Origin of the sequence: Streptomyces sp. NBC_01431 (assembly GCF_036231355.1) — a bacterium.
Taxonomy (GTDB): domain Bacteria; phylum Actinomycetota; class Actinomycetes; order Streptomycetales; family Streptomycetaceae; genus Streptomyces.
Genome location: NZ_CP109496.1, coordinates 96,871 through 115,195 on the forward strand (window position 1 = coordinate 96,871; position 18,325 = coordinate 115,195).

At 69.3% G+C, this 18,325-nt stretch carries 15 protein-coding genes; 3 read left to right on the forward strand and 12 right to left on the reverse strand.

The genetic code is table 11. The features are described 5' to 3' along the window. Positions 1–411: 411 nt before the first annotated feature. A complete protein-coding gene (locus tag OG522_RS00550; RefSeq protein ID WP_329460927.1) occupies positions 412–1,062 on the forward strand; it encodes an SDR family NAD(P)-dependent oxidoreductase in 651 nt (216 codons plus the stop codon). Between the two features lie 113 nt (positions 1,063–1,175). Here the strand turns inward: OG522_RS00550 and OG522_RS00555 are convergent, their stop codons facing one another. Further along, positions 1,176–2,075, reverse strand: coding sequence for a LysR family transcriptional regulator (locus OG522_RS00555; protein WP_329460928.1), 900 nt, complete (start codon positions 2,073–2,075; stop codon positions 1,176–1,178). 435 nt (positions 2,076–2,510) lie between these two features. Here OG522_RS00555 and OG522_RS00560 point away from each other — a divergent pair, with 435 nt between their 5' ends. Together OG522_RS00560 and OG522_RS00565 are read left to right on the forward strand one after the other, a co-directional pair. Next, positions 2,511–4,523 (forward strand): SpoIIE family protein phosphatase, encoded by a 2,013-nt coding sequence (locus OG522_RS00560; protein WP_329467424.1) that lies wholly within the window; start codon positions 2,511–2,513, stop codon positions 4,521–4,523. Positions 4,524–4,839: 316 nt separating this feature from the next. Beyond that, on the forward strand, positions 4,840–4,980 hold the full coding sequence (locus OG522_RS00565) for a winged helix-turn-helix transcriptional regulator (RefSeq protein WP_329460929.1): 141 nt from the start codon (positions 4,840–4,842) through the stop codon (positions 4,978–4,980). Positions 4,981–5,520: 540 nt separating this feature from the next. On the opposite strand, the gene OG522_RS00570 is transcribed toward OG522_RS00565, so the two are convergent. The 11 genes from OG522_RS00570 to OG522_RS00620 all read right to left on the reverse strand — a co-directional run bounded on the left by OG522_RS00570 (position 5,521) and on the right by OG522_RS00620 (position 18,322). Continuing rightward, positions 5,521–6,987 (reverse strand): amino acid permease, encoded by a 1,467-nt coding sequence (locus OG522_RS00570; protein ID WP_329460930.1) that lies wholly within the window; start codon positions 6,985–6,987, stop codon positions 5,521–5,523. 691 nt (positions 6,988–7,678) lie between these two features. Beyond that, on the reverse strand, positions 7,679–8,047 hold the full coding sequence (locus OG522_RS00575) for a hypothetical protein (protein ID WP_329460931.1): 369 nt from the start codon (positions 8,045–8,047) through the stop codon (positions 7,679–7,681). Between the two features lie 256 nt (positions 8,048–8,303). Further along, positions 8,304–9,539 carry an MFS transporter gene (locus tag OG522_RS00580; protein WP_329467425.1) on the reverse strand — a complete coding sequence of 412 codons (1,236 nt, stop codon included), beginning with the start codon at positions 9,537–9,539 and terminating at the stop codon, positions 8,304–8,306. After that, positions 9,539–10,864, reverse strand: a complete 1,326-nt coding sequence (locus OG522_RS00585) for a hypothetical protein (protein ID WP_329460932.1) — start codon at positions 10,862–10,864, stop codon at positions 9,539–9,541. Before OG522_RS00585 ends, OG522_RS00580 begins: the two co-directional genes overlap by 1 nt. Further along, positions 10,857–12,383: an amino acid adenylation domain-containing protein gene (locus OG522_RS00590; protein ID WP_329460933.1), complete on the reverse strand. Its 1,527-nt coding sequence runs from the start codon at positions 12,381–12,383 to the stop codon at positions 10,857–10,859. Before OG522_RS00590 ends, OG522_RS00585 begins: the two co-directional genes overlap by 8 nt. Then, entirely contained in the window at positions 12,384–14,216 is a 1,833-nt protein-coding gene (locus OG522_RS00595; protein WP_329460934.1) for a hypothetical protein, read from the reverse strand. Further along, a complete protein-coding gene (locus OG522_RS00600; RefSeq protein WP_329460935.1) occupies positions 14,213–14,476 on the reverse strand; it encodes an acyl carrier protein in 264 nt (87 codons plus the stop codon). The genes OG522_RS00595 and OG522_RS00600 overlap by 4 nt, the downstream gene beginning before the upstream one ends. Further along, the gene (locus tag OG522_RS00605; RefSeq protein ID WP_329460936.1) at positions 14,473–15,342 is read right to left on the reverse strand and encodes an aspartyl/asparaginyl beta-hydroxylase domain-containing protein; all 870 of its coding nucleotides are present in this window, start codon (positions 15,340–15,342) and stop codon (positions 14,473–14,475) included. The genes OG522_RS00600 and OG522_RS00605 overlap by 4 nt, the downstream gene beginning before the upstream one ends. Positions 15,343–15,382: 40 nt before the next feature. Next, complete coding sequence (locus OG522_RS00610) at positions 15,383–16,384, reverse strand: proline racemase family protein (RefSeq protein WP_329460937.1); 1,002 nt, start codon at positions 16,382–16,384, stop codon at positions 15,383–15,385. Between the two features lies 1 nt (position 16,385). After that, on the reverse strand, positions 16,386–17,219 hold the full coding sequence (locus OG522_RS00615; protein WP_329467426.1) for a PhzF family phenazine biosynthesis protein: 834 nt from the start codon (positions 17,217–17,219) through the stop codon (positions 16,386–16,388). A gap of 2 nt (positions 17,220–17,221) precedes the next feature. Next, positions 17,222–18,322, reverse strand: coding sequence for a DUF6421 family protein (locus OG522_RS00620; RefSeq protein ID WP_329460938.1), 1,101 nt, complete (start codon positions 18,320–18,322; stop codon positions 17,222–17,224). Between the last annotated feature and the right edge of the window lie 3 nt (positions 18,323–18,325).

The following is an 18,325-nucleotide window of genomic DNA, read 5'->3' on the forward strand; positions in this document are numbered from 1 at the left end:
ATCGACCGCGCCGCGATCAGTACGTCCGGGGGCGAGTCGAGTCCTTTTACGGCGTGGTGGCGACCACCAGCTGCCCACATCGGGGGCGGGACCCAGTAGCCTCGGCCGGCTGGGTCACGCGCGGGACTGCACTGAAAAACCTCCGCCCTGATAACGGGTATCGGATCCGCCTATGGCCAGGCTGGAATCCCCGGGAGTCGCGGGCGCTTGGGACTCCTGTCACCTCACGGACGAGGCGACGGGGCGACGGAACGCGGCCCACCGCGCCTCCGTTCGGCCCACACTTTTTGATACGAAGGACGGCCCTCATGGGTTCTGTAGATCTAGCCGGGCGTGTGGCCCTGGTAACCGGAGCGACCAGCGGTATCGGCGCCGCGACCGCCGCGCTGCCTCGCCGAGCGCGGCGCGCACGTGCTGGTCGCGGGACGTGACGCATCCCGCGGCGAGACCGTCGTCGCCGCCATCGGGGCGCGCGGCGGCAAGTCGGACTTCCTCGCAGCCGACCTGCGGGACACGGCGTCGGCGAGGCAGCTGGCACACAAGGCCACCGAGTTGGGCGGCGGCCGAGTGGACATCCTGGTCAACAGCGCGGGCATCTTCCCGTTCGGCCCGACGGCGCAGGCGTCGCCCAGCGACGTGGACGCCGTCTACGACCTGAACGTGAAGGCACCGTTCCACCTGGTGGCGCAGCTTGCCCCGGCGATGGCCGAGCGCGGGCACGGCGCGATCGTCAACCTCAGCACCATGGTCGCCGAGTACGGTGTCGCGGGCATGGCGCTGTACGGCTCCAGCAAGGCGGCGGTGAACCTGCTGACCAAGGCGTGGGCCGCCGAATTCGGCCCCCACGGGGTCCGGGTCAACGCCGTGGAGCCCGGTCCCACCCGTACCGAGGGCACAGCCGGTATGGGCGAGGCCCTCGACGCCCTCGCCGCGCAGGCCCCGGCCGGACGGCCCGCCGAGGCACGCGAGATCGCCGAGGCCATCGCCTATCTGGTTAGTGACGCGGCAAGCTTCGTGCAGGGCGCGATCCTGCCGGTCGACGGCGGCCGTACGGCCGTCTGAGGCGCACTAACCCCTGCCGGGGGCGCCGGCGGCTCTCCACCCGGCGCCTCCGCTCGTAGCGGACTCTGCGAGGGATCTGGCCCCAGTCGCTTGCACACCAGGAGGGTCCGGGCTCAGCTGCCCACCGACCGGTCGAGCGCGGCGATGAACCGGCCGAGGTCACGGCGGCGCGAATCGGCCGGCCACACCGCCCAGGTGCGCCGCACCAGCGGATGCCCGACCAGCGGCGACCAGGTCACCTGGTCGGGCAGCGGCTGCTGCCAGCCGGGCGGAGCCAGCGCGAAGGCCCGCCCGGAGGCGACCGCCGCCAGCTTCACATCCGCGATCAACGCCTGCCCCTGCGGAGCCTCCGGACCCAGGTCCAGCCCGTGCCCGCGCAGGACCGCGGTCAACTCGTCGTACCAGGGCGGGCTGCCGGACCGAGGAAATCCCACCCACTGCAGGCCGACAAGCGCCTCCAGCGCGATGCCGTCGGGTCCGGCGAGCTCGGCCGCCTGCCCCGCGGCCAGCAGCACACCCAGCTTCTCCCGTACGACGAGCAGCGCGTCGAACTGCGGACCCGACGGACGCTCCCGCAGGAAGCCGACGTCCAGCTCACCCGACCGCAGTGCCACCAACTGCTCCGCCGAGGACAGATGCCGCGCCTGCACACGGGTGTCCGGATGCACCTCGGCCAGGTCGGCCAGCGCCGGATCGAGCAGCCCCGCAGGCAATTCGAGCGGGATCCCGATCCGCAGCGCCCCGCCACCCGCTCCGGTGTACCGCGCCATCACCCGCAGCGCCTGATCATGCCGGGCAAGTACCCCGCGCGCCTCCGCCAGCAGAGCGGTACCCGCTTCGGTGGCCAGCACCCCCGTGCTGCCGCGCACCAGCAGCTTCGCCCCCAGCTGCCGCTCGAGTCCGCTGACCGTCTGGGACAGCGCAGGCTGACTCACATGCAGCCGCCGCGCAGCGGCGGACAGCCCGCCTTCCTCCACCACAGCTACGAACGCCCGTAGCTCCCGCAACTCCATGCCCCTCATGCCACCACGCCGTCCGAAACGTGTCTCGCTCGGCTCATCGTCACAAACCGCGTAGGCGACGTGTTACGACAGCGGCGGTGAGCCGTCATGAGCCACTACAGTCACAGTCGGTCCCGCAGGAGAAGATACGCGACTGCGAGCTCATCAGTCTCAGAGGCCGGCATGCCGGAGCAGTCATCAGCAGCGGATGCACGCCCCGAGTAGAGACCCGAGCGTTCCCCAACTGGTCCGGTGCGTGCGCGGAAGGCCGCTCCGGGGGGACCATGGAAGCCAAGCACTCCATAGGTACGGGGCAGGTCACGGACTGGCGCAAACCGGGGCCCCTATGGTCCGGCACATGGAAGGAGTGCCCGTGTGAGCGCAGCCGATGGGCGTCCGGGTGACACCGGCCAGCCGGAGGAGCGGTCGCCGCAGCCGAGTGGGCTGATGGACCTTCTCGGCGTTGCCGCGGTGCTGCTGGATGCCGAGGGGCGGATTGTCTTGTGGAGCCCGGAAGCGGAGGACCTGTTCGGCCATACCGCTGAGGAGGCCCTCGGGCAGTACGCTGCGGCGCTGCTCGTCCACGAACAGCACTGGGAGCTGATCATCAAGCTGTTCGCCGAGGTCATGGGCACCGGGCAGAGGTGGGCCGGGGCGTTCCCCATCCGGCACAAGGACGGCAGCGCCCGTTTGGTGGAATTCCGCAACATGCGGCTGCTGGACGACCGCGGCGACTTCTACGCCCTGGGCCTGGCCACCGACGGGTCGAGGCTTCGGGAGGTCGAGCGGGACCTTGCCCTGTCCACCCGGCTGGTCGCTCAGTCGCCCATCGGGCTGGCGATCCTCGACAGGGATCTGCGGTATGTGGCCGTCAACCCCGCTCTGGAGCGGATGCACGGCATTCCCGCGGAAGACCATCTGGGCCGGCACTACCGCGAGATCATGACCGCGGCGAAGTTCGAGGAGCCTGAAGCCGGCATGCGGCAGGTCCTCAAAACAGGGGCCCCCATGGTCGACGAGTACACCATCGTCGGCCACACCCCCGCCGACCCGCACATGCACGCCTGGTCGATCTCGCTGTACCGGCTGGACGATCCCCAGGGGCGGGTGCTCGGGGTGGCCGAGGTGGTGGTGGATGTCACCGACCGTTATCAGGCGGCCACGGAGGCTGCCGAAGCCCGCCGTCGTCTTGCGCTGATCGCCGACGGCTCCGCGCGCATCGGCACCACCCTGGAGGTGGAAGAGACCGCCCGAGAGCTGGCGGGCGTCACCGTTCCCGAGCTCGCCGACGTGGCCACGGTCGACGTCCTCGACTCCGTCCTTGACGAGCACCGCCCGCCGCTGGGCGAGGGCCCCGCGCTCTTCCGCGCCCTCGCTGTGCAGGCCGCCTATGTCACCGAGGCCGTCCAGGCCGCCGATCCGCCAGGCCAGATCGCTGCCTACGACGCCGACCGCCTGCCCACCGAATGCGTACGCACCGGCCGGCCGATCCTGATCTCCCACGTGGATGACGCCGCACTGGCCCGCATCGCCCGCGACGACCGCGCCGCCACGGTCCTGGCCCGCGCCGGCGTGCACTCCTTCATGCTGGTCCCGCTCACCGCCCACGGACAGATCCTCGGCTTCCTGGGGCTGAGCCGCGCCCGTAACCCGCAGCCGTTCAGCGAGGACGATCTCGCCCTCGCCGGCGAGTTGGCCTCGCGCGCAGCCGTGTGCATCGACAACGCCCGCTCGCACCAGAGCGTGCGCAATGCCTCCGAGACCCTTCAGCGCAGCCTGCTCCCGGAGCACCCGCGCCACCTCCCCGGCATCGAGGTCGCCTCCCGCTACCGGCCCGCACAGGCCGCCTACGAGGTCGGCGGCGACTGGTACGACGTTCTCCCGCTCGACGGCGACAAGACCGCACTGGTCGTGGGCGATGTCATGGGCAGTGGCATCGACGCCGCCGTCACCATGGGGCGCCTGCGCACCGGTACCAGCGACTTCGCCGATCTCGATCTCGACCCTGCCCAGGTCCTCCAACATCTCGACAAGATCACCTCAGGGCTTGAGCAGTACATCGCCACCTGCGTCTATGCCGTCTACGACCCACACCGCGCGGAGTGCCACATCTCCATCGCCGGCCATCTGCCCCCCGTCCTGGTGCGCAGTGGCCAGCCCCCGAAACTGCTCGACCTGCCGACCGGTATCCCGCTCGGGGTCGGCGGCGTCCCTTTCGTCACCACGACCTTTCCCGTCGGCTCCGGTGATCGGCTGGTCCTGTACACCGACGGACTCGTCGAGGTCCGTCATCAACCCATCGACGAACGCCTCGACACTCTCCGGCGCCTGCTTGACGCACCCGACCACACCCTGGAGGAAACCTGCGACCGACTCCTTCGCGAACTCCGGCTTCCCGCTGACCCGGACGATGTCGCCGTGCTCATCGCACGCCTGCAACCCTTCGCGTCCGACTCTTGAAATACGGCCAGGTCGGGCTGCTCCCTGCACTGATCACAGGTGCGGGGGCGCTGGGGACCTGTGGATGGTTCACGCATGGCGCTGGCGGCGGAAGCACCGCTGGTGGTGCCACCCGGCGCCACCGGTACCGCCGGATCCGATGATGGCGCCGCAACCCCCACCACCACCGCCGAGCCCGCCGACAGCGCCCCTGCCGCCGGAGGCGAAGGCCAGGTCCACCGCTGTGGTGAACCCCACCGTGCTGTCCTGACCAGCTCCCGCGAGGGCGCCGGAACTGCCTGTGCTGCCGGACCGCCGCTGCCGCCATTGCCGCCGATTGGAACGCGACGGCATCGTCACCCGTACCGTCCACCCCACCGTGCCGCCCCGCGTCGAATACGCCTTCACCGACACCGGCTGCACCCTGCTCGACGTCGTGAAGGCCCTCGCCCGCTGGACGACCAGCACATGGACGTGATCCATGCCGCCCGCGCGGACTACGACCAGCGAACGCAGGCCACGGCCTGACACCCGGCACGGTCGAGCTCCATCCACGGCGTTGATCGATCGCGATGCGATGCACACTAAGCGCAGATTGAAAGAGCCTCGAAGGCATCGCTACTGAACGTAGTCACTGTCAACGCGATCGCGGATTTGCTAATCCACTGCTAACGAACCGTCTTCGGTGCTAACGAAGTTGCGGATCCTAGAACTTCAGTGGCAAAGGACAAGTTTGTCCTTTGCCACTGAAGTTAGTCGACTAGGTGCGGCCTGACCTGCGAGGACTAACTTCGCTGTCAACACGGCCGAGATTAGACACCCAGCGTCGAGCCGCGGGTGGAGCGCGCCTGTCCTCTGATAGCCGATCTTGACCCTTTGCCGCAGAGTTTGCCCCGCGGCGTTGCGATTCAGTAGGTGCTCGGGAACCGGGGGCTGTGTCAGGGCGAGTTCGGCGTCCAAGTCGACCGCCCCCGCCTCCGGTGAAAGCCCGAGGGCGGCGCGACCAGGAGCCACGGCGTTAGCCGTCGGCTGCCTTCAGGTCCTCCTCCGAGTGCCGGTAGCCGAAAAGGAAGTAGAGGATCAGGCCGAGCGCCATCCACACCACGAAGCGCACCCACGTGACCCAGTCCAGATTGCTGATCAGCCATACCGAGAAGGCGACACCGACGGCCGGGACGAGTGGCACCAGCGGCGTGCGGAAGGAGCGTGGCAGGTCGGGCCGGGTCCGGCGCATTACTACGACGGCGATCGCCACCACGATGAACGCCATCAGGATGCCGATGTTCGTGAGATCGGCTGCCTCCCTGATGGGCAGGAACCCGGCGATGAGTGCCGAGCCGACGCCGACCGGCCAGATCACCCTGGTGGGGACGTGCCGGGTGGGGTGGTTGCGGGCGAAGGAGCGGGGCAGCAGACCGTCGCGGCTCATGGAGAACCAGATACGGGAAACCGCCAGCATGTTGGCGAACGCAGACGTGGTGATGCCGACGATGGCGCCGATCGCGACCACCATGCCGAGACCGCCCAGGCCCACCGAGGCGAGCGCGCTGGAGAACGGACTCGAAACGTCGATGTCCCGGTAGTTCTGCATTCCCACCAGCACCACGCAGACCAGCAGGTAGATGACCGCAGCGATGCCCAACGACACCATGATCGCCTTGGGCAGCACCTTCTTGGCGTCGGCGCTCTCCTCCGCCGCCGCGCTCATCGCGTCGTAACCGTAGACGGCGAAGAACGTCGTCGCGGCGCCGGTGAACGCCCCGCCGAGGCCGAACGGCAGGAAGGGACTGTAGTTGCCGGCCGAGATGTGGAAGGCTCCGGCGACGATCACTATGGCGACGATGACGAGCTTCACGACCACCAGCACGGTCTCGAAGCGTGCGGATTCCTTCGTGCCGCGGGAGAGCACGAACGCCAGCAGGAGACACAGCAGGGCGGCGAACAGGTCGACCCGGTGGCCGGCTCCGGTGCCCGGTGCGCCGAGCGCCCAGGACGGCAGGTGGACCCCGGCGTGCTCCAGGATGTAGGAGAAGTAGCCGGATACCGCGATGGCCACCACCGCCACAATGGCGGTGTACTCCAGCAACAGGTCCCAGCCGATCGCCCAGCCGACGATCTCGCCGAGCGCCGCGTAGGTATAGGTGTAGGCGGAACCGGCCTTGGGGATCGTGCCGGCGAACTCCGCGTAGCACAGTGCCGCGGCACCGCTGGCGATGATCGCGACGAGGAAGGAGACCATCACGCCGGGCCCGGCGTCCTGGTGGGCCACCACCCCGGCCAGCGAGAACACTCCCGCGCCGACCAGCCCGCCCAGGCTGAGCGCGACCAGCTGCCACAGCCCCATGGTGCGCTTCAGCCCACCACTGGTCTCCTCTTCGCCGGTGTCCACCGGCTTGAGGCGGAAGATTCCCTCCCGGGAGAACACTCCCGCACGGGGGCTCTTCTCTCGCGGGTTGCGGGGTATTACTGGAGTTGAACGGGACATGGTGACCCCTCCGGTGCATTCCTACGGGTTGTCTGACGGGGGTTGTGGTTGTCCAGCGGACATCCAGAGGACGAATCGGCGCTGGAGCACGAATCCGTGCGGGAACGGGCCGCTCGGGTCGGTGACGCAGTTCGTGGTACTGGTGATCCAGACACGCCCGGAGCCTCGGGTACGACGATGGACAGGCCGCCGACTTCGGTCCCGCCTACCGGGCGTCCGGCGAACCGGCCGCCGACTCCATCCCGCCTACCGGCCGTCCGATGAAGCGGGCGCCGACTTCCGTCCTCCCGACCGGGCCTCCGCCGAACCGGCCGCCAACTTCCATCCCGCCTACCGGCCCTCCGATGAACCAGACGCCGACTTCCGTCCTCCCGACCGGGCCTCCGCCGAACCGGCCGCCGGTGAACGACTCGTTCACTAAGCCGGTTTGCGGGGGCTGCTCGCCGCGCGTGTGCAGTTGCGCCATGCGCACCGAGGTGCCGGGGCCGTTGCGAGCCCTCGAACCGGCGCGGGTGGATTCTCCGGCACCCGCCGCACATCGCCGGAGAGCTCCTTGACCGCGACGCTGTTGTCGACCTGAGCCGTCTCGGCGAGCAGGCCCGGGGGGGGCGGGTCGACCTTGATGTCGATCGGGTCGTTGTAGGCCATCGCTGGTCCGGCGCAGGCCACGGCCTCGTAATGAGCGGGGATCTCACCGCGATGGGGGTGCATCGTCGGCGGCAGGCACGGCAGCCCGTCGGCGCCGTCCTCGGCCCCGTGCCTTGTGTGGTGCGAGGCGACGCCGTGCACCTCGACAGCCACGGTGCCGCTGTCGCCCACCGCGTCGATCGCGGGTGCGGGCCACGGTGTGGTGCTCCTCCTCGGTCAGCGACGCGTACTCGCTCAGCGAGTCGTTCGGGCCGACGCCGTGGCAGCCGTTGTCCACCCGCCCGCGGCAGTGCTCGGCGTAGCGGTCGTAGTCCACGGCCGGGGCGGGCGGGGCGGGCGCCTTCTCGTAGTACGGGAGGGCGGGGGCGGCGACGACGCTGGGACCGAGGGTCTGTTGCTTGGGCTGGCTCATGAACTCTGCTCCTTAGTAAGGGAGTTGGTGGCGGTGAAGCACTCAGGGGGGAGGCGGTCGGTTCGCCGAGCCTGGTGGGCTGGGCCGTCGGCTGGAGGGCGGGCTCGCCGGTCAGCCGCACGCTCGTGACGCGGGGAAACCGTGAGACAACGGAAGCCGGCGTCGGCATCCCGCGGTCCCCCGGCCAACGAAGAGGTGCGGGCGCCCGCGGGTTGGCGACCTGATGTGCCTCGTCTCCTCGACCGGAACGGTGAGGCTAGGTGAGGTCTGGTTCGCGGGCTGGAGCCTCGGCGGTGGGGGCGAGGGTGGGGCGGGAGACGTGGGTCATTAAGGACCGGCAAGTCAGACCTGTGGCCAGGAGGAGGGTGGCGAGGGCCAGCCAGCCGGGGAGGCCCAGGGCCAGCGGGAGGGCGCTCATGACCGCTGGTGACGCTCCCTCGGCAAGTCCGTGGCCCAGGCCGAAGACTCCGGCGTACTGGCCTTGCGCGTCGGCCGGGGCGAGGCCGAAGGAGTATTCGGCCGAGGCGGCGGTGTGCCAGATCTCGCCGAGCGTATAGGCGGTCACTCCTGCCGCCAGGAGGAGGACGGCCAGCCAGCACGGGGGTTTCTCGGCCAGCGCCATCAGGACCAGGCCTGCGGCCAGGGCCATGCCGGCCCAGCGCATCGCGCGTCCCGCGGAGGGCACGTCGCCGACGTTCCGGCTGAAGCGGACCTGAAGGACGACCACCAGGACCGTGTTGAGGACGAGCATCGCGGAGATCGTCCACCGGGGAGCGGAGGTGTGTTCCGCGATCCACAGCGGGAGCAGAAACGTGGGGACGGTGAAGTGCAGGGACATCACCGCGTTGACCGCCGTCGCGGCCAGATAGGTGCGGTCGCGCAGGGCCGCCCAGCCGCGGTCGGCGCTGCCGGCGTCTGCGAGAGTGAAGGGCGGAAGCCACAAGAGGACCAGGCCGGAGACCAGGTACGTCAGGGACCGGCCGATCATGACGGTGAGGAAGGCCGCCCTGGTGTCCAGCTGGATGGCGAAACCCGCTGCCACGGCGCCGAGCGCTATCGCGAGATTGCCCACCGATCGCAGATAGCCGCGGAAGACGACCGGCGTCGGCCCGCCGAAGCCGCGGACGAGCGGGGCCAGTGTGGACCAGCTCGCCGCAACCACGGCGCCGGACAACATCGAGACCAGGAGGTAGGTCCAGAACGTATGGACCAGCAGTAGACCGGTGTTCACCACCGTGCCGCACACCGCGACCGCGATCTGGACGCGCTTCGGCCCCCACCGGTCCGCCAGGCGGCCCACATACACACCTGCGCCCAAGCCCGTCATCGCCGCGGCGAACAGACCGCCGGCCACCTGGGAGGCGGGCAGACCGACGATACGCGTGAAGAAGAGCGCACCGGCCGCGACCGACAATCCGGTGCCGAAGCTGTGCACGAAGGATGCCATCGCGACCACACGCTGGCCCCTGCCGACCGGCAGCAGGACTGTCATCACCGCCACAAGGTGTCTCCGAAGTCGGCGTCAGGCCGCCATTGACGTTGGAACTGCCGCCTGCCTCTGGTGGTAAGGCCGTCGGGAAGCACCCACAGGCGCTCGGCGAACCATCGCCGGACCTCCTCGAAGCGGCCGGTGAGCTGCTCGATCGAGTCCGCCATGACCATGAACTGTCCGACCCGCTGACTGGTGTGGGCCGGCCCGGCCGGGAAGTGCGTGCCGACGGGGTGCTCGATCCGGGCGAACTCCACCTGCGGCAGGGCCAGAAGGTCGGCCGCTGTCGGGCAGTCGAGCAGCGTTCCGGGACGTACGGGCAGGTAGCAGCCTCCGAAGACGTCCGGTCTGACCTTGGCATCGATCGCGGGGCGACGTCCGAGCGCGATCTGGACGGCGCATTGGGCCACGTTCACCCCGAACTTCGCCTGGATCTGCTCGTGAATCAGCGCACCACCGCGACGGGCGGCGCATTCGCCGAACGTCAGCGCTCCTGACAGCCCGTCGTGGAAGAGCTCCATGTGGAACGCCCCGTCCCGCAGCCCGAGCGCCTTGAGCGCGGATTCCACCAGGCCCCGCGACTTCTCGTAGACCCAGCGTTCGTCGGTCGGGTCGAAGTGCCGCAGCCAGAGAGGCTGCCCGCTCTCGATGGAGGCGAGGCACGGATCCCCATAGGCGCCCACGGCGAGGAACAGCAGTTCCCCGTCGAAGACGATGCCGTCCACGAACCATTCGTCACCGGCGACGTGCTCCTCCAGCACGAACGTGCGCTGACCAGTCTGCTTCTGCCGGTACTCCTCGCTCCGCGCCCGGAGGTCATCGACGCTCTTGACCGACGAGGTGAGGGCTGTGGCGGCACCCGCCACGGGCTTGAGTACGGCGGGCGCGAAGGGCAACTCCTCGATGGTGGAGACCGAGAAGACGTCTTCGACGACCACGCACCGTGCGGTCGGCAGCCCGCCACCGTGCACCACGGCCTTCTGGATGGACTTGTCGCGGAAGCGCACCGCTGTTTCCGGGTCGAGCCCTGGCAAGCCGAGATGACGGGCGAGCATCCCTGCCGTGACCATGGAGTACTCATCGGAGGTGTGTACCGCGTCGAAGTCGTCGGCGCCCAGCCCTGCCCGCCGCAGCGCCATCAGCACGGCCTCGACGCTGACGTGGTCGTCGACCCTGATCACGGTGAGCTCGGGAGGGATGCTCATGAGCCCGTCGTCCCAGGCGGCCGCGCCGCAGACGACGGCGGCGTCCACGCCCAGGCGGACGCACGCGTCGAGGGTGTACCGGTCCAGACCCACGAGCAGCAGGCGAGGTCGGCTCTCAGCCATGGTTGTTCCTCCTGTAATGCGTGCTCCCCCAGGCCTCCAGGGCGGCACGGTCGAGCTTTCCGTTCGGTGTCAGCGGCAGGGCATCCACGGCCACGGCACGCGCGGGCACCAGGTATTCGGGGAGCACCGCCGCCAGCGCCGAGCGCACTGAGAGCGGGTCCGCGGTGTCGGCCACGCCGTTGGGTCGCGTCGTGTAGGCCAGCACCATCGACTGGTAGCCGCCGTCGACTTCACGGATCGGGACTGCGGCGCAGTTGAGGACTCCCGGCACCGAGCGACCGGCGTGCTCCACCTCGGCGGGTTCGACGCGGAAGCCGCGGAGCTTCACCTGGCGGTCCTTGCGGCCGAGGTAGCGCAGGTTGCCGTCGTCGTCCAGGCGCCCCTGGTCGCCGGTGCGGTACACCCTGGTCGCGACACCTTCGATCGCCACGGTGCGGAACCTTTCCGCGGTCAGCTTGTACTGTCCCAGGTAGCCCGCGGACAGTCCGTCGCCGGCCACGCAGATCTCGCCTTCCTGGCCGGGTGGGCAGACCTCGTCGTCGGTCATCACGAAGATCCGCGTCCCAGGCGCGGCCGTTCCGAGGGGGACGCCCTCAGGCTCGTGGCAATCGGGCAGGGAGACCTGGTGGGCGGAGACAAACATGCAGCATTCGACGGGTCCGTAGCAGTTCACCAGCTCGGTCGCCGGATGGGCCTGGAGGAAGCGGGCCGCGTGGGCGCCGGACATCGCCTCGCCGCTGACGAAGACCGTCCGCAGGCCGGCGAAGCAGCCGGGGTCCACATCGACGAACAGGTTGAACAGGGCGGTCGGCATGTGCACCGCGTTCGCGCCGTGCTCGGCGACGGCCGCGCGCAGGGATTCCGGGAGGAAGAACGGGTCGTTGGGGAGGAGGCAGGTGCCACCGGCGACCAGGGTTCCCCAGACCTCCAGCGCGTACATGTCCCATGCCGCGTTCGACACCTGCGGCATGACGTGATCGGCGCCGAAGGACACCGGCCCGTCGCCGCGGAACAGCCGCAGCGCCGCCCGGTGCGGCAGAACGACCGCTTTGGGAAGGCCCGTGGTTCCCGAGGTGAAGATGACCATCGCGGGCGTGGTGCCGTCGGCGGCCGGTTGTACTGGTGCGGCCGCCCGGTCCGCGGATTCCCGCAGTGATTCCTGGGGCGGAGTCCAGACCGGGAAGCCGTATGCCGTGGAATCCGCGACGGCCAGCGGTGCGCGCAGGCGCCCGCGCAGCGACTCCAGCCGCTGGGCGGGCCAGCCCGGATCGAGTACGGAATAGGCGGCCCCGCACTTCAGCAACGCGAGTTGGACGACGACCAGGCGCGTGGACCGGGGAAGGATGACGGGGACCAGGCTCCCCGGACCGATGCCGAGGTCCGTGAGAACCGACGCGAAGTGATCGGCCGCCCGGTCGAGGGTGCGATAGCTGACAGCCACACCACGCTCGACCAGCGCCGGATGATCCGGTCTGTCGCGTGCCTGGCGGGCCACCGCCGCATGGAGGGTACTGTCCATCTATGCCTCCCTGGGTGGCAGGACGGCGAACGGACAGCGCAACAGGGAGATCGCGAGATCCTGAACGCCGAAGACGGTGAAGTGGTGTTCCTGGGGCGGAGCCGACGCGTCGAGACGCACCTCGACGACGACGCTCCGGCGCTCCCCGCGGATGAGCCGGACGCTGTGCACCGGCGGGACCGTCGCGGCACGAAGACTCCAGGGGACGCTCACGCCCACCTGCACCGGACCCGGTCGCGACGGCTCGACCGTGGCCTCGATGCGTAGCGTCGCTCCGGCGGTGACCGTCGCGGCTGCTTTCGCGTCGAGCCGTGCCCCGCCTTCCATCGTGTATCCCACCGGACCGCAACTCAGGCAGACGTGCGCGGTGGTGAGCGGCACCCGGGCGGTGAACCCGCGGCGCGGATACTGCCAGGCGGTCCGCCCGCACAGGACGCACGGCGTGGTCGTCGCGTCCGGGATCGAGACCGTACTGCGGTCGCCGAAGAAGCGAGGGAACCCGGCGAGCCCGTCGTCGGGGCGCTCCGCGATCCGTACGGCGATCGCCTGGTCGAGCGACTGGGCGTCGCGCTCGAGCGAGCGCAGGAACGCCGACCTTTGCGCGGTCAGGCCCATGACCGGCCGTGCGGCCGTCGTCTCGGTCTTCTCCGCCAGCCCCTCGAACCGTTCCCGCAGGGGGTGCGCGGCGGGGAGCATGCCGGTCATGAGGAAGCCGCGGGCCCGCGAGCCGAGGTCGCGGACAAGCCCTGACGCTTCTTCTGGGAGAGCCGGAGCGGGAGCCGTTGGCCCAGTATGGCGATAGGCCGAACTCGGCAGCCCCACCTGGATGAACGTGGGATAGGGGTGGATGGTCCTTAGGCTCGTGTTCAGCAGCCGGGCGGTGCTCCCGCCCCTGTCGGCGGAGTCCAGCCAGATGAGGTTCTCCACGCGGGCCGACTGGTGCATGGACAGCGCCGCGACCACCGCCTGGGCGGGGCCGTCGACGGCGTTCAGGAGCAGTTGGTAGCGGGGGCTGTAGGAGGCGAGATCCGCCAGGGCTCCGCTGTCGCAGCCACTGAGTACGAGCTCCGCGGCACGGATTCGATGTGCGGGGATCAGCTTGTCCTCGGGCTTGTAGCAGCCCCGGCCGTAGGAGCACGTGGGGCCGGGCAGCTGCGGGGCGGCGACCGGGCTGAGCCCACACACTGTGTGCGCGCCCAGGTTGATGCTGTCCTCGGTGCCGTGGCCGCTGACCATCACGCGTTTCCAGACGCGCTCCGCCGCGATGCGGATGAGGTCCACGCCGCCCAGTGTCCGCGAGTCGTAGTACGTCGCCGACGTGGACACCGGCTCCGTGTCGAGATCGGTGAACAGCCCAGTCTCGCCGTCGGCGGCCACTTCGCCGTACTGCTTGGCGATCGTCCACGTGATCGAGTGGAGGTCACGGCCCGTCAGGAGGAAGATGTCCCGGCCACGCCGGTAGGCATCCACCAGCGCGGGGCCGAGCACCTCCATCGTCAGGTCCGCGTAGCGGCCGAGGACGATCAGCGAACCTTCGCCCGCGGGCGGCGCACCGTCGGTCCACTGCCGCGCCAGCGGGCGGGCGAACGAACGGACCGCCTGCGGCACGTCCCCCAGGACGACTCCCGCCGCGCACTCGGGCGGCTGTCTCAGGGCGCGGTAGAGTCCCGCCGCGAGATCGAGCGACGCCCTGAGGTCGCAGCGCCCGCCGATCCACACCGGAACGCAGGCGTCGCGGTGGCCCTGGGAACGGGCCGACTGGAACTCGGTGACGGAGCGTTCGAAGTCCGAGGCGGTGACGACCGCGCGGAACATGGTCCGCGGGCCTGTCATTTCGGCACCCCGTCATTCGTGATCGCGGCGGCGAGGGCGGTGATCGTGCGGTGCTCGAAGATCACCCGGAGAGACAGGTCGCAGCCGAGTTCGTCCCCGAGCCGGGACGCGGCTCGCATCGCGCCCAGCGAATGACCGCCGAGTTCGAAGAAGTCCTGGTCGGGCTCGATCCGGTCGAGCGACAGGACGTCCGCCCAGACCTCGGTGATGCGCGCCAGCAGCTCCGGACGCGAGAACCGGTCCTTGTCGGCCACGCTCATCCCGGCAGGAAGGTGAAGTCCTCGCCGACTTCACGGGAGAGGACGAAGAACTTCTTGGCACGCTCGGCGATGTCGATCAGTTCCCGATCGCCGGACTCCCGGGTGATGTCGATGAGCCAGTCCCAGGAGGCGCCGATCGGCACCTCCTCGGTGAAGTGGATCCGGCCCAGCAGGAAGGCGATGTCCTTGATGTTGTGACGGGAGACGACAGTGCTCAGGGCGCGCAGCCGCTCGGGCAGCTCCGGCGATGCCGGTTTGCGCTCCACCAGGGCCGGCCGCAGATCGGGGTCGTAGAACTCGGGCCGGGCGAAGATGTCGGCCGGACGGAAACCCGGACCGGCCACGAAATCGAGGCAGAGCGACCAGCGGCTGCGTGAGGACATGTTCATGCCCGCGTGGACCTGGGCCGCGTCCAGGAACCACACCTCGCCCTTGCGCATGTGGAAGACCATGTCCTCGTCGGAGTTGACCGCGTGCTCGTTGTCCTCCAGGAAGAGGATCACCCGGAAGAACTCCTCCACATCCCCGGCCTCGATGAAGTCGCGGTGCGGGATGATGGAGAACTCGACGACGTTGCGCCCGCGCACCATCGTCATCCGATCCAGGTTGAACCGGGTGGTCAGCACTTCCCGGAGATAGGGGAGCTCGTCGAGGAGCTCGGTGGGACGTCCCGGACGCTGCTCGTGGCCGTACCAGAAGCCGTCCGCGTGGTCGCCGGAGGCGTTCCACAGATTGAGGTTGAGCCAGGTGCCCGTGGTGAAGACCTGGTAGGGCTCCTGCGGGACGGGCAGGGTCGTGAGCCGGGCGATGTCCTTGGCGAGGCGTTCGTCGTCGAACGGAATGCGGCCGAGTATCACAGAGGCCATGGGGAGGCGTGCCCTTCGTTACGAGGCCTTACGGGGGAGGTCAGAGCTCGAAGCCTGCGGGGAAGGGATCATCGGGAGACAGGAAGTACTGCGCGGTGCCCGTGATCCAGGCCCGTCCGGTGACGGCCGGCACGACGGCCGTGCGGCCGGCGACGGTCGTCTCCTCGACGAGGCGGCCGGTGAACTTCGATCCGATGAAGGACTCGTTGACGAATTCGGCGCCGAGGTCCAGCTCGCCGCGGGCGTGCAGCTGCGCCATCCTCGCGCTGGTTCCTGTGCCGCACGGTGAACGGTCGAACCAGCCGGGGTAGATGGACATGGCGTGGCGGGAGTACGAGGCGTCGGACCCCGGCGCCGCGAAGTACACATGCCGCACGCCCCGGATCCGGGAATCCTCGGGGTGCACCGGCTCGGCGGTGGCGTTGATCGCCTCCATGGTGGCCAGCCCCGCGGCCGTGATCTCGTTCTTGGCCTTCCTGTCGAACGGCAGCCCGTAGTCGTCGAGTTGGACGATCGCGTAGAAGTTGCCTCCGTAGGCCAGGTCGTAGCGGACGGAGCCGAACCCGGCAACCTCAAGCTCGGCGTCCAGCCTCTCGGCGAAAGCCGGAACGTTCCGCAAGGTGACATGGCGTGCGACGCCGTCCGAGACCGCCACATCGACGACGACCAGACCGGCCGGGGTCTCCAGGCGCACCGTCGTGACCGGCTCGGTCACGGTGACCATGCCCGTCTCCACCAGAACGGTCGCGACGCCGATCGTGCCGTGCCCGCACATCGGAAGGTAGCCGGACACCTCGATGAACAGCACACCCCAGTCCGCGTCGGGCCGGGTCGGCGGCTGGAGGATCGCCCCGCTCATCGACGCGTGGCCCCTGGGCTCGGTCACCAGCAGGGTCCTGATGTGGTCGAGGTTCTCCCGGAAGTGGATGCGGCGTTCCGCCATCGTCGCTCCGGGTATGACCCCGATTCCGCCGGTGATCACACGTGTGGGCATGCCCTCGGTGTGGGAGTCCACCGCGTGGAAGATTCGCTGGGTGCGCACGTTATCCCTCTCGGTTCTGGTCGAGGTCGTCGTCGGCCAGGCGGATCGTCCCGGCCATGTACGGTCTGGCCGCGCCGGACAGGGCGACCCGGTCCCCGTCGAGGCCGCAGTCAAGGCTGATCGTGAGCGTCCGGCCCAGCCGCGGCGAGAACTGGTGGGCGCGCAGCCGGGACTTGCCCAGCCGCTGCGCCCAGTACGGGACGAGCGCGCAGTGCGCCGACCCGGTGATCGGATCTTCTGGGATGGACAGCTTCGGCCCGAAGAAGCGCGAGCAGAAGTCGGCCTCCGTTCCCGGCCCGGTGATGACCACACCACGCAGGTCGAGCGCGGACAGCGCGACGAGGTCCGGCACCACCGAGCGGACCTGGGCCTCGCTGTCGTAGACCGCGACATAGTCCATGGACCGGTAGACCGCCGACGGCGCCACCGGACCCAGGCCCCGCAGCAGGTCCACCGGCGGTTCCACCGGGGAGAATTCGAGGGCGGGAAACGTCAGGCCGAACATGTCCCCGTGTCTGGCGACCACGAGAGGTCCGCTCGCCGAGTGGAACGTCACCTCGTCCCAGCCCGGCTCCAGATGCGTCAGTACGACATAGGCCGCCCCCAAGGTGGCGTGTCCGCACAGGTCCACCTCGGTGGCCGGCGTGAACCAGCGCAGATCGTAGGCGTCGCCGTTCCGGACGATGAAGGCCGTCTCCGGGAGGTTGTTCTCCAGGGCGATGGCCTGCATGACTGGCTCGGGAAGCCATTCCTCGAGCGGGCAGACGGCCGCTGGATTCCCCCACAGGACCCGGTCGGTGAAGGCGTCGACCTGGAAGATCGGAATACTGATCATGGTCACACGCCCAGCTTCCGCTTGGCTTCGGCGAAGAAGGGGATGTGGCGGTAGTCCTTCGCCTCCTGGTCGTAGTCGGTGTACCGGTTGGTGAATCGCAGCAGCCGGTCCCGGACCTGTTCAGCGGATTCGCTGTGGATGTGCCGTTCGATCGCCTGGATCTCCCCCAGGAACTCGGCCAGCACGGCGGGCAGCCCCGGGCTCAGATGGATCAGACCGTCCTTCAGCCGGATACCGTCCGCGGCGATCAGGTAGTTGAAGAGCAACTGGGAGGCCACAGCGTCGTAGTTGGGCCGGGGTATCCCCTCGACCGCGTAGCGGAGCAGCCGTTCGGACAGGACGTACTCATAGGTGAGCCTCGCGCCACGCTCAGGCAGCGCGGAGTCATGGAGGCAGGCCAGCATGGCGGACACGTCGACCCGCAGTTCCTCCAGTCCGGCCAGCGGCTTCAGCTTCTTCACCGGGAGGAAGCCGGGAATCGGCATGTCGCCCTGCCGGTGGTGGTATTCGTGCAACCGCACCCACCAGGCCGACGCCTGCTCGACTTCTTCCGGCCGCGCGGCTTCGACCAACGGGAACGATCCCTCGGCCATGACGTTCTTCGCCAGAAGCCGGGTCAGGCGCAGATGCCGTTCCACGAACTTGTCGATGAAGTAGAAGACAAGGTCGCCGCGCTCCTGGCGGCCGTCGATGTGGTTCTCGGGGAAGAGCGCCACCACGGGTCGTGCCTCGAAGCCCTTCGACATCCGCTCGATCGTCACCGGCATGGTCGGGCTGGGGTACCCGGCGTCCAGGCGCTCGTCGGTGGGCAGCGTCCGGTAGGTCAGGAATTCCAGGGACAGCGTCGGGAAGTAGGACGCGTCGAACAACGAGAAGATATGGTTGTCCGCCCGGGTGTTGATGTGCGCCTTGGTGCGGAGCAGCCGAGGATCCTCGGCGAACGCGAGGGCGTCATCGGCGAACGTCTGGACGGCTGGCACCTTCCGGAGCACCGGCGACGTGGTCAGCTCACGGGCGAGACGCTTGAGGAACACTTCGTCGCGCACTTCGTCGCGTCGGACCGAGCCGCGCAGTGCGTTGACCGCGTCGATGATGTCGTTCACTGG

What these genes read in the sequence shown, in the direction of transcription:
- OG522_RS00585 (WP_329460932.1), bottom strand. Translation starts at nt 10,864, where the DNA reads ATGGCTGAGAGCCGACCTCGCCTGCTGCTCGTGGGTCTGGACCGGTAC.
- OG522_RS00570 (WP_329460930.1), bottom strand. Translation starts at nt 6,987, where the DNA reads ATGTCCCGTTCAACTCCAGTAATACCCCGCAACCCGCGAGAGAAGAGC.
- OG522_RS00615 (WP_329467426.1), bottom strand. Translation starts at nt 17,219, where the DNA reads ATGATCAGTATTCCGATCTTCCAGGTCGACGCCTTCACCGACCGGGTC.
- OG522_RS00600 (WP_329460935.1), bottom strand. Translation starts at nt 14,476, where the DNA reads ATGAGCGTGGCCGACAAGGACCGGTTCTCGCGTCCGGAGCTGCTGGCG.
- OG522_RS00590 (WP_329460933.1), bottom strand. Translation starts at nt 12,383, where the DNA reads ATGGACAGTACCCTCCATGCGGCGGTGGCCCGCCAGGCACGCGACAGA.
- OG522_RS00580 (WP_329467425.1), bottom strand. Translation starts at nt 9,539, where the DNA reads ATGACAGTCCTGCTGCCGGTCGGCAGGGGCCAGCGTGTGGTCGCGATG.
- OG522_RS00555 (WP_329460928.1), bottom strand. Translation starts at nt 2,075, where the DNA reads ATGGAGTTGCGGGAGCTACGGGCGTTCGTAGCTGTGGTGGAGGAAGGC.
- OG522_RS00560 (WP_329467424.1), top strand. Translation starts at nt 2,511, where the DNA reads ATGGACCTTCTCGGCGTTGCCGCGGTGCTGCTGGATGCCGAGGGGCGG.
- OG522_RS00605 (WP_329460936.1), bottom strand. Translation starts at nt 15,342, where the DNA reads ATGGCCTCTGTGATACTCGGCCGCATTCCGTTCGACGACGAACGCCTC.
- OG522_RS00575 (WP_329460931.1), bottom strand. Translation starts at nt 8,047, where the DNA reads ATGAGCCAGCCCAAGCAACAGACCCTCGGTCCCAGCGTCGTCGCCGCC.
- OG522_RS00595 (WP_329460934.1), bottom strand. Translation starts at nt 14,216, where the DNA reads ATGACAGGCCCGCGGACCATGTTCCGCGCGGTCGTCACCGCCTCGGAC.